Raw genomic sequence first — 11,625 nt, 5'->3', positions numbered from 1 at the left:
CAAAGAGGTAAAAAAGTTGGAATTGGTTTTTAGGTAAACAAAAGCAGTTCATTGAGTAATGTTCATTAATTGTTGGAAATTGTCGGCAGTTTCAGAAACACTTGGTGCATTAACGATAGAGAAAATCAATGAACGAAATGCTCTTTTTTAATCAATACCGGCTCACTTCAATATAGAAAAGGAGAAAAATTATGGCTCTCTTTGGTGCTGCGGAAGCGACAATCGCTCGCTCCGATTATGAAATTACGCTCGAAGGTGGAACGAGCACGTGGGGAAAGTTAAAAGCCCGCGCAACGATTAATGTCACACCTGCGATTCCACTTTTACCAACCGATTTAAATATCAAGCTGAAATGCAAGCCAATCGGTGATACCAATGATGTGGTTCGCTTCTCTTGCTTGATTGAAACGGTTGTCGATAGCACCGTAAAAAAACTGACGGTTGAAGCAGACATTGCTAATGAAACTTCTGAGCGCCGCGTTGCTGTGGGTGATGGTGTGGTCACCGTCGGCGATTTCAGTCATGCCTTCTCTTTTGAAGGATCTGTTGTTAATCTTTATTACTACCAATCGGATGTCATTCGACGAAACATCCCAAATCCACGTTATGTGCAAGGGCGTCAGTTCCACGATATTTTGATGAAAATCCCACTTGAAAATGATGATCTTATCCAAACTTGGGAAGCGACACTTTCAGGCATTCGCGCTTCAGGCAATAACTTTGGCGATTGGATTCGAGACTTTTGGTTTATCGGTCCGGCTCGCAATGCGCTTGATGAAGGTGGACAAAGAATTTCAAACCTCGAAGTAGTGAGTATTGGAACTCAGGGATCAGCTGAAATGCCACTCGGTGTTTCAAATTGGCGGTTCTCAAATGCCGGTTCAGGCGTTGTGGATGCAGTTTCACGATGGATTGAACTGTTTCCGGTAGAAAAGTTGCTTAAGAGAGAAGCCGCCATTGAAGCATCATTCCGTTCCGATTCTCAAGGGATTGAAGTAAAAGCTGATGGCGACTTGCCCGGAATTTCGATTGACGCCGGTGGCGGACTTCGCCGCGTTCTCAATCACCCGCTGATTCCTATCATTCATCACGGAATTATCGGAAAGTACAATGAATTTAAGGTAGATACGCAGCTAACCGTGACTTTGCCAAAAGGTTACAAAATCCGTTATGCTGCGCCTCAATTCCGCACGCAAAATCAAGAAACCTACAAATGGTATGGCGGTGCTTATGCCAAGTGGGTTGAACACATTTGCAAAGGAGGAACCGGACAGTTCGAAGTGCTTTACGCGCAATAAAATCTCTTTGCCGGAGCTCATCACAAAAGTATAAGTGATGTGAAAAAGGCTTGTCGCAGCAATGCGATAAGCCTTTTAAATTTTAAAGCAAAATGATACTCAAATTAAATCTGATAAGACGGGTTAAGCTAATTGCTTTTCCGTACCGTTTTTCGGTTTAATGGTGTCCGGATCCATCGGATAAAGCATTGTGGTAAGCCCTAATCCTACTTCGCCATTTGGCATATCTGCTTCTTCACATTCTTTGAGAAAAGCATGATATTTTTCATCAAGCTCGGCGGCCTTTTCCGGCGTTGTACGAATATGGAAACGGCTGAAAAACGATTTACCGTGATTTTTAATCAACTTCTTTCCAAGGCTGTCTTTTATTTCGCCGAGGGTCGCTTGAAGGGAAGAAGAAAAAGTAAGATGCGCCATTTCCGAATCTTCTGAAAGCCTGACATCAAAGATGACAGGCGAAAGCGTAAAGTGGCGTGCAACAGCGTGGTAGTACTTTTCGATTGTACCTCGATTTTGCTGCGTTTTTACCAATCGGATAAGCCCAACCTCTTCAAGGGCATCAACATGATAATAAAGCTTATTCACCGTTTCCCCTAAGTACTCGGCGACTTGCTTTGTCGTCATGATGTTTGATGACAAAACGGTGAGGATTTTCATGCGGAGAGGGTCTGAAATTGCTTTCACTTGCTCCAATTTTGTGAGCATGTGTATATCATACATTTCGTGTTTCACTGCGGTTCAATTTTTTAATGTTCAGAGTTACTTTAATGTTGCCTATTGAATATTTATACAAAGATTGAATATTCAATTACTGAATAAATTTAACCAAAATCGAATAATTTCGATACTAAAAAATTCATTGATGCTTGATTATCCGATATTAATTAAGGAAAACGAAGTTTTAAAAGCATTTTGAAAGTAAGATTTAATCCGAGCATTTTCCGGTAATAGCAATTCGGGGTCTCTTTGAATGAGTTTGAAAGCAGATTCTCTTGCTTCTTGCAGAAGTTCTCCATCAGCATTAAGGTCAGTCATTCGAAGTAAAGAAAGTGCGCCCGATTGCTCTGTTCCCATAATATTTCCTGCTCCTCTAAGTTTTGCATCAATTTCAGAAATCTTAAACCCATCGCTTGTATCTTCCATTGCTTTGAGCCGCTCTCTTGCTTCATTTGTGAGCTTTTGAGAATAAACCAAATAGCAATACGATTGCGCATGACCTCGCCCGATTCTGCCTCTTAATTGATGTAATTGAGAGAGCCCAAAGCGCTCGGCGTGTTCAATCACCATCACGGTTGCATTGGATACATCCACGCCGACTTCAATCACGGTTGTTCCAAACAAGATTTTTATCATTCCACTTCGAAAAGCTTGCATTACCTCATCTTTTTCAGCCGGTGAAAGTTGACCGTGAATAAGTCCAACAGGAATGCCCGCAAATAGTGTGTCTTTAAGTGAATCATACTCCTTAATCGCAGCGGCAAGATCAATTTTTTCGGATTCATCGACAAGTGGATAAACCAAATATGCTTGCCTTCCCGCCGCGATTTCATCGCGAAGTGTTTGATAAACTCGCGCTCTTTGTGATTCAGAAACAAGTTTTGTGAGAATCGGTTTTCTATCTTTGGGTAGTTCATTGATGATAGAGGTATCAAGGTCTCCGAAGACTGTCATTGTGAGGGTTCTCGGAATCGGGGTGGCAGTCATCAGCAAAATGTGCGGGCTTTTTCCTGAATTTGATTTATCCTGCAACGCCTTTCGCTGCAACACGCCAAAGCGATGCTGTTCATCAATAATCACCAACCCTAAACTTGAAAATTTAACCCCGTCTTCCAAGAGTGCATGTGTTCCAACCGCGATTTGTGTTGCGCCCGATTGAAGGTTGTACAGGATTTCCTCGCGGGTTGATTTTTTTTGCTTTCCAATTAGAAGCGAAATCGATACACCTAAAGGCTCAAGGATTCGGCGCAAGGTGAGGTAATGCTGAGTCGCGAGAATTTCTGTCGGAGCCATAAAGGCACATTGCAAATGGTTATCAAGAGCAATTGCCATAGCAAAAGCGGCTACAATCGTTTTTCCGCTTCCTACATCGCCTTGAATTAAACGGTTCATTTGCATGCCGGTTTTCATATCAGCCCGAATCTCTTTGATAACTCGCTTTTGAGCGTTCGTTAGTTCAAAAGGCAAGGCTTTATGAAGTTCATTGGTGAAGTGCGCGATATTTTCACAAGCAAATGAATGTTTCTCGCGGTGATAAGACACATTGCGCAAAGCAAAAAATAGTTGAAGAAAAAACAATTCATTCCATTTTAATCGAAGTTTTGCTTCGGCAAGTTCAGAAGTGCTTTGGGGTTGATGAATTGCTGCAAGTGCTTTTGAGAAGGGCATTAAGTGATATTGCTCGAGAAGAGACTTCGTAAAATTTTCTTCAACTAAGGGAAGGGCAAGTTCCAAAAAGTTTGATACAATTTTTCGGAAGGAGCGCGGGGTAAACCCCACTTTCTTGAATTCCTCTGAAGAGGGATATAAAGGGATTATTTTTCCGGTATTGAATTGATCATAATCCGATACTGCTTCGTCTTCTTCCTCATCAGGTTCTCTTTTGCCTCGAAGGATATCAATTTCCGGATGAGTGATTTGAAAGAGTGAGCCAAATCGGCCGACTTTTCCCCAAGCTGCAAGGGCATCGCCTTCTTTGAATTTTTTCATTATGTATTTTGCGCCTTGAAACCAAACGAGATCAACGCGTCCGGATTTATCAAAAAGCGAGACAATGAGCCTCGGATTCTTCCATTGATTTCCATCAAGTCGAATTTGCCTGATTTCGCCGACAACGGTAGCCGTTTCACCTTCAATTAAAGCCCCGATACTCTTCATTTTTGTGCGATCGAGATAGCGGCGAGGGTAAAAATGGAGCAAATCGTGATAGGTGTGTATGCCCAATAGATTTAATGCACCTGCTCGCTTTGGGCCAACCCCTTTAAGAAATTGAATATCGGTGTTAAAAAATGAAGCAGATTGCATAAGCGCGATTTATTATCGAAACATAAAGCAAATGATATTGCTTTTTCTAATTTCGTAAAAAAAATATCAAAGAGTGAAGAATGACTGAGAATGACAAAATGACGAATAATGTCAAGTTGCGAAAACTGAATGGCGTTGAAATGAAACGACTTTCAGAGGAAGAGTTCAAAGTGAGTGAGAAGTTTCCGCTAATGTTGCTTTTTCAAAATATACGTTCGATGTGGAATGTCGGTGCCATTTTTCGTGTCGCAGATGCTGCACGGGTCGAAAAAATTTTTATTACCGGCTACACTGCAGTTCCACCAAGAAAAGAAATTGAAAAGACAGCACTTGGTGCAACTGAAACCGTTGCTTGGGAATACATTCATGATGCTAAAGTGGCCATCACAAACTTAAAAAAGCAAGGGGTGAAAATCGCGGCGCTTGAAATCACGGAAAATAGCCGAAAGTATCATGAGTTAACCCAAAATGATTTCCCGCTTTGCATCGTGTTGGGCAATGAAGTGAGCGGGGTTGATGATGAGGTACTTGAACTTTGCGATTTCGCCCTAGAAATTCCTCAGTATGGGACAAAGCATTCGCTGAATGTTGCGGTAGCGGCGGGAATCGCGGTGTTTGAAGCTGTTCGGGTCTTAAATCTCCACCAAACCAAACCGTACACCCAAGAATAGTATCAATACACTATTTCAGACCATCTTAATTATGAGTTGATTTGTGATATCTGTTTAGAGATAGCTTTTTATCAAAAATCAATCACAATTCGGCTTATGAAAAAAATTTTACTCCTTGGATTATTGCTCGCTACAACAAATCTTTTCGGCCAATCTTTTCCGCAAAACGGCTTGGTGTATTGGCTAAAAGCTGATTCCGGTGTTGATACAACAACAGATGGACGTGTTCAAACTTGGGCGAATTCTGTTGCTCCTGTCAATACCGCGAGGCAGACAGTTGCGGCAAATCAGCCCCGCTATATCGCTTCGGGGTTGAATTCGAAACCGGTGATCCAATTTGACGGGAATGATATTTTGGTGACAGATTCAAGCATTTCGGTAAATCAGTTTTCTGTTTATATCATCTTTAACTCTACGACTACCGGTTCAAAATTGGTGTTTGAACAAGGGACAAATGCCAATTCATCAAGTGGATTTTACTTGAATACGAGTACGGTCAGCACAGTGTTAATTAATAAAAGCGGTTCGCAAATCGGAAAAGATTATGTTTTGAATTGGGCAAACGATGGTCAATACAAATTGACATCGCTTATCAATAATAACTTTTCGAGTGATGTGCTTTTGAGGGTAAATGGTTCTGAGGTTCCATTGACGAATTCACTTGTAAACCCAACCCAAATCTCCGGGGTAATCAATCAAAAGTTATATATCGGCTCAAGAGCAAACCTTACGGTTGGATTGGTTGGTAACATTGCTGAGATTCTTATTTACAACCGGGCATTGGGGTTTACTGAATCTAATTATGTAGAAAATTATTTAGCTACAAAGTATGGATTAGCTTTTACTCCGTTTTCAGTTCCTACAAATGGGCTTGCACTGTGGATGCGGGCCGATTCAAAAGTTGATACCACGGCAAGTGGCAAAGTGAGTTCGTGGCAAAGTCATGTGGGAACGAATTCACTCATTCAAACTGAAGATGCAAAACGACCCCGATTTATCAAGAATAACGCTCAAGGAAGACCTGCCATTCAATTCGATGGAACGAATGTGCTTTTGAGTCAGGCTCCTGTAACGCTCAATCAGTTCACGGTCTTTTCAGTTTTAAGTTCAACAACGAGTGGCTTAGGGATAATTTACGAACACAGTTCAGATGTTAATTCAAGACCCGGCGGTTCTTACTTATCAACAAGCTCTGGTGCAACAATTTCTGCAAAGCGTACCGCGTTAATTGCAAGAAATTTACAAGCGAATTGGGCGAATAGCGGTAATACAATCGTGGTAAGCAATGTTCATTCAAACGCTGTTTCTGATTTTGCATTGCGTGTCAATGGCCAAAACCAAGTTTTTTCAGGTAGTCCTGTGGGCACGAATACCGGTTCTGTAAATGTGGTTGATACGCTCTTTCTTGGAGGTAGAGGATATACCCCAAGTCTGGGACTGATTGGAAAAATATCTGAATTTTTAATCTATAACCGAGCCCTTTCTACTACTGAAATTTCAAACATAGAAGATTACTTAACCGATAAATACATCAACGGGAATTTTATAGAACCACTTTCTTTCAAAGGATTTACTCAAAAGCCAACTGAAGGATTCGAACTCGCTCAAAATTATCCGAATCCTTTTAATCCAACAACCACGATTCAATTTAGATTGCCACAAAGCGGATTCACCGAACTAACCATTTATGATATGCTTGGCAGAAAAGTATCAACATTGATTAACCAAAGGATGGAAGCCGGTTTACATCGCGTGAATTTTAATGCACAAAGCTTAGCATCGGGAGTTTATTTCTATCGGTTATCCACCGGGAATTTTTCAATGACAAAAAAAATGACCTTGATCAAATAAATGGAATTATAGCGTCCGAAGAAGTTATAAAGGAATGAAATAAAAGGGAGGCAAACTCCCTTTTTTTCGTTTAGGTATGCTGGTTATCTTGAAAGTAAATGCACTTTCAATGAAACCGAATTCCAAAAACGAAATTCTAACTGCTACCGAAAACGCAGAGTATTTTATTCAATTGGAAAAATTAGCGTCTTCGGCGCCTATGGAAGCTATTCCAAAAATTCAGGCGATTCAAAAAAGTTCATTCACTAAGAAATCAAAACAACCTGAAAACCCTCAGCTTGAAGCCGATTTATCTCGCATTTTAGGAAATGCGCTTTGGCGTGTGAATCGATTTGATGAGGCGAAGCACTCGCTCGAAATGGCACTTGAGTATTACTTGAGCGTAAATGATACCCGCGGAATCATGCTCACCAAAAATTATTTAGGGGTAGTCTCAGAGCGTGTTGGGCAATACGTACAAGCTTTAAGGTTCTTCTTGGAAGCTCACCCGCTCGCCGAATCGTTGAAAGATTCGGAAACGGAAGCGATGCTTCTTAATAATATCGGTTTTTCTTTTTTTCACCTTTCAGATTATGAAGCCTCGATGCGCTATCATGATCGTGCGTTGGCGATCATTGATAAACTTGGCAACCCCATCATGCTTGCTGCAACCTATAACAACATTGGCAATGTTTATGCGGTTAAATCAAATACAGATGAAGCAATTGGGTACTTTCAAAAGTCTTTGAAGCTTGCTAAACAAGAAAAATTTTCTTGGGGTATCAATCACGGGTTGAATCAAATCACATTGGAGCTCTTAAAGGTCGGTAAACTGAGTGAAGCGATTCACTATGCCGATGAAGCGATTTCAATCGCAGAGAAATCAGGAGATGAAAGACAATTGGCAACCGCGCTAAGAAATCGCGCAGAGTCGCTTTTCAGACTCAATCATCACGAAGAAGCGAAAAGAAACCTTCAACATTCCTATGCGATTTCTGAAAAGTTAAATTTTCTTGAAAATCTTTACTCTCTCGATATTCTATTCGGAGATATTGCTTTCGCTGAAGAACAATTGGGAGTAAACAGAAAATACGATGGAGTACACCAATGGTATGAAAAGGCTTTGCAAAGAGCAAAGGAAATGAATTCCAAAAATTTTGAATCAACCGTTCATTTAAAACTCTCACAATGGTTTCAGTTTCAAAAGAATTTTGAAATGGCGTATTGGCATTCCCTTGAACACTTGAAACTCGAAAAGGAAATGCTATCTGAATTTTCTCAGAGGAAGTTGCGTGATTTTCAAGTTCTATATGAAGTCAACGAATTCAAACATAAAATTGAAGAAGAGGAAATTCGTAATAAAACGCTCACGAAAGCGCTTCAGATTGCAGAGGATGCCAATAAACTAAAAAACGACCTTCTCGCAATTGCCGCGCACGACTTGAAGAATCCGCTTCAAATCATACATAAATTCGCGACAATGATCGCCGCATCAGAAGAAAAGGAACGAATTTTATCGTATTCAAAAAGTATTGAACGTTCGTCGGAACGTATGCTCGGCCTTGTGAAATCGCTCATCGAAACAGCCGCAATTAAAAATGCTCATTTTGAACTCAATCGCGCAAATTTCGATTTAGCTTTACTCCTTGAGGAAGTTATCGCAAGAAATCAAATCCTTGCCTCTGAAAAATCACAACAACTCTTAACAAGGATTTCGAAAAACGTGATTCTCTACGCGGATAAAGAGAGAATTCGAGATTGCTTTGAGAATTTGCTTTCAAATGCTATTAAGTTTTCGCCCTACCGTTCTAACATCCATATATCTCTCCTTAAAATGAAAAACGCCGTTCGATTTAGTATAAAAGATGAAGGACCGGGGTTAAGTGAGAATGATAAACGACAACTCTTTAAGGAATTTGTTACACTTTCTGCGAAGCCGACAGGTGGCGAAAGCAGTACCGGATTAGGATTATCAATTGTGAAAAAAGTAATTGAAGCTCATAATGGTAAGATTTGGGCGGAGTCTGAAAAAAGTGGATCAACGTTCATCTTCGATATTCCAAAGTCGGTTGACCCAGCAATCAATCATGAAATTATTCATCGAAGAAAGACTAAAAAGTTGACTCGTAGCGATAAATCATTGCAATTAACCCCAAAAAGTTCGGGAAAGAAAATTACAGTTGCAATTATCGAGGATAATGAAGATTACAGATTTGCGTTACAAGAAACGATTTCAAACCGAGATGAATACGAGTTGAAGGGCGCATTTTCCACGGTTGAAGAAGCCGAGATTGAACTGAAAGAAATCGATGTACTCCTAATGGATATTGGGCTTCCGGGGAAATCAGGCATTGATGCAATCCGCGATTTTAAGAGTAAAAGCCCCGATTGCAAAATCATTTTAATCACCGTTTTTGATGATGAAACTCATGTATCAAGAGCATTGATTGCCGGTGCAAATGGCTACTTGCTCAAAAAGGCTACTGAAAAGCAATTATTTTCTGCAATCGAAGAATCTATTCAAGGAGGGATGGTCATGAGCCCTGAAATTGCGCGAAAAGTGAGCGACTTCTTCGTCAGGTTTGCGCCAAAGGAATCAGCAAATTTTACCTTAACTCGCCGAGAAAATGAAATACTTTCACTGCTGATCGATGGGCTTTCAATTAAGCAAATTGCAACAAAACTCTTTATAAGTTTCAGTACGGTGCAAAATCATTTGGCGAAGATTTACGATAAAATGCATGTCAATTCAAAATCAGAGGCTGTCGCCAAAGCGTTGAAAACAGGAATGATTTAATCGATACTTAAAACTGAAACTTCACCCCAATCATTGCCCATCTTCCGGGAAGCATCAGCCCAAATTCAGGAATCTCTTGGATTTGGGTGTTCAAAAGATTGGTGACATCGGCATAGACATCAAGCTTTTGGCCATCAAAATCAAAAGTGCGGTAAAGCCTTGTATCAACAATAAAGCGATTGGGATTACTGAACGCGCCGCGGTATTCATACCGAGCCTTCCAACTTTGCATAATTCCAAGTCCCCAAGTATGTAACACCTCGCCCATTACTTGGTGACGCATATAATTGAACACATATCTAGAAAGTAACCCGCCAACATCGCGTGATTGATCAAGAAAGGCATAACTCATTTTCACATCATAAATGGGAAGTGATGTACTAAAATATTGAATATTAAAATTGAGCATCAGTTCAAGACCATTTGTAACAACACTTGAGACATTTGAGGCTTGCCAAACCGTTGTTGAAGTAATAGGACCCGGGATCGCCCAATCAATCATGTTCACTCCATCGCGGCGGAAAAGAGAAGTGGTGAGTGAGATGCCCTCGCCTGAAAATGAAAAACCCGCTTCATAATTCCAAGCTGACTCAGGATTCAAATCAGGGTTAGAAAGATTAACGGGATCTTGATAAAACAATTCTGTATAAGTTGGTACACGAAAAGAGCGTCCTGCTGAGAGATAAACCCTGATTTGATCATTAAAGCGTTTATTGAGATCAAACGACGGCAAGAGTTGCCAACCGTATTGAGTATATCCATAAACGGATGCACCACCAATGACCGTGAGCCCTTCGCCTAAATCCAATTGATGTTCAAAATTGACTCCGCCTCGATTTCGAGAGCGAGACCCTAAAAATACCACGGGGTTAGAACCAATGATTCTTCCTCGTCCGCCTTCGCGAATTCCTCGAATTCCGTTGCTTTCGATATCCTCAATGCCGAATTCTAAACCGACAAAGCTTTTTCCAAGTGCCCACGAAAATTGGGTTTGCAATTCGCCGCCAATCACATTGGTGAGATGATTGTTTTCATATCTCGCAGCGGTATCACGGTCAAGGATGTAATCATCGGCATTTCTGCGCCAATAAATTTTGGGTGTAAGAAAAAACTCATTACCCACTTTGAGTTCACCATTCAACGCCAAGTGAAGGGTACGGGTTTTTTCGAATTGATTGGGCAGCGGAGAATAAAACCGATTTGCACCAAAAGCTTTATCGATATAACCGGCATTAAACTGAAAGGAATTTTCACCGAGTAAAAAGCTTGAGGTGTATCCAAAGTTATTTGTTCGGAAGTCTGTATTGGTTGTATAGCCATCGGAGCGTTGGTGTTGCAAGGTGATTCTCTGAGAATAATCGCCAAGAGGTGCTGAAACAGAGGCCGTTCCGGAAAGATACCCAAAGTCGCCGCCAATCACATCAAGCGATACACCTGAAGACTTGTTTTTTTTGGTGATGATATTCACAACGCCGCTGAATGCATTCGGCCCAAAAAGCCTCGACGCACCTCCACGAAGAACCTCAACGCGCTCAATATCATCAAGCGCAACCGGAAGATTAAAATTATGGTGCCCTGTTTGCGGATCGCTCATTTTATTGCCATTGATAAGCACAAGCGTTTGTTCAAATGTGCCACCTCGAATCCCTACATCGGCTTGAACGCCATTTGACCCTCGCCGATTCATCGAAACGCCGGTAACATATTGCATTAAATCTTGTACTGATTGCTGCGGCGTATTTCGAATATCCTCTTCAGTAAGAACGGTCAAACTTCTTGGAACATTGATGTCAATGGTTGGAATTCTTGTTCCAGTCACGGTAATAATTTCCGATGTAAATGTTCTAAGCGAATCGTTTGCTTTTGATTGTTTTGAAGTAGCGCTTGAATCGACTTGATAACCAAAAATTTGAGTGGATTTGAACAAGAAAAGGACTGTCAAACTTAAGTAGCGAAAAATAGCTTTTTTGAAAACAGGGTTATTCGTTCGAATCATTGGAATTTGTTT

General features: G+C 40.9%; 7 protein-coding genes. 4 read left to right on the top strand and 3 right to left on the bottom strand.

What is annotated here, in order from left to right; all coding sequences use genetic code 11:
• Nucleotides 1–191: 191 nt before the first annotated feature.
• Entirely contained in the window at nucleotides 192–1,298 is a 1,107-nt protein-coding gene (locus SFU91_05345) for a bacteriochlorophyll a protein (protein ID MDX2128442.1), read from the top strand.
• Between the two features lie 123 nt (nucleotides 1,299–1,421).
• Here SFU91_05345 and SFU91_05340 read toward each other — a convergent pair whose 3' ends face one another.
• Together SFU91_05340 and recG are read right to left on the bottom strand one after the other, a co-directional pair.
• On the bottom strand, nucleotides 1,422–2,030 hold the full coding sequence (locus tag SFU91_05340; GenBank protein MDX2128441.1) for a helix-turn-helix domain-containing protein: 609 nt from the start codon (nucleotides 2,028–2,030) through the stop codon (nucleotides 1,422–1,424).
• A gap of 138 nt (nucleotides 2,031–2,168) precedes the next feature.
• A complete protein-coding gene (recG, locus tag SFU91_05335; protein MDX2128440.1) occupies nucleotides 2,169–4,319 on the bottom strand; it encodes an ATP-dependent DNA helicase RecG in 2,151 nt (716 codons plus the stop codon).
• 80 nt (nucleotides 4,320–4,399) lie between these two features.
• Between recG and SFU91_05330 the strand changes: the two genes are divergently transcribed.
• From SFU91_05330 to SFU91_05320, 3 genes are all read left to right on the top strand, one after another.
• Entirely contained in the window at nucleotides 4,400–4,990 is a 591-nt protein-coding gene (locus SFU91_05330) for an RNA methyltransferase (GenBank protein ID MDX2128439.1), read from the top strand.
• A 96-nt stretch (nucleotides 4,991–5,086) separates the two neighbouring features.
• Complete coding sequence (locus tag SFU91_05325; GenBank protein ID MDX2128438.1) at nucleotides 5,087–6,841, top strand: T9SS type A sorting domain-containing protein; 1,755 nt, start codon at nucleotides 5,087–5,089, stop codon at nucleotides 6,839–6,841.
• Nucleotides 6,842–6,950: 109 nt separating this feature from the next.
• Nucleotides 6,951–9,617 carry a tetratricopeptide repeat protein gene (locus SFU91_05320; GenBank protein ID MDX2128437.1) on the top strand — a complete coding sequence of 889 codons (2,667 nt, stop codon included), beginning with the start codon at nucleotides 6,951–6,953 and terminating at the stop codon, nucleotides 9,615–9,617.
• 7 nt (nucleotides 9,618–9,624) lie between these two features.
• Here the strand turns inward: SFU91_05320 and SFU91_05315 are convergent, their stop codons facing one another.
• Nucleotides 9,625–11,613 carry a TonB-dependent receptor gene (locus SFU91_05315; protein ID MDX2128436.1) on the bottom strand — a complete coding sequence of 663 codons (1,989 nt, stop codon included), beginning with the start codon at nucleotides 11,611–11,613 and terminating at the stop codon, nucleotides 9,625–9,627.
• Nucleotides 11,614–11,625 lie beyond the last annotated feature (12 nt).

It is taken from the genome of Chloroherpetonaceae bacterium (genome assembly GCA_033763895.1).
Taxonomy (GTDB): domain Bacteria; phylum Bacteroidota; class Chlorobiia; order Chlorobiales; family Thermochlorobacteraceae; genus JANRJQ01.
This window is presented reverse-complemented; position numbering and strand designations above follow the sequence as displayed.

Excerpts from the sequence above, each read along its gene's own strand:
- SFU91_05345 (MDX2128442.1), top strand. The coding sequence starts at position 192 with ATGGCTCTCTTTGGTGCTGCGGAAGCGACAATCGCTCGCTCCGATTAT.
- recG (MDX2128440.1), bottom strand. The coding sequence starts at position 4,319 with ATGCAATCTGCTTCATTTTTTAACACCGATATTCAATTTCTTAAAGGG.
- SFU91_05330 (MDX2128439.1), top strand. The coding sequence starts at position 4,400 with ATGACTGAGAATGACAAAATGACGAATAATGTCAAGTTGCGAAAACTG.
- SFU91_05325 (MDX2128438.1), top strand. The coding sequence starts at position 5,087 with ATGAAAAAAATTTTACTCCTTGGATTATTGCTCGCTACAACAAATCTT.
- SFU91_05320 (MDX2128437.1), top strand. The coding sequence starts at position 6,951 with ATGAAACCGAATTCCAAAAACGAAATTCTAACTGCTACCGAAAACGCA.
- SFU91_05315 (MDX2128436.1), bottom strand. The coding sequence starts at position 11,613 with ATGATTCGAACGAATAACCCTGTTTTCAAAAAAGCTATTTTTCGCTAC.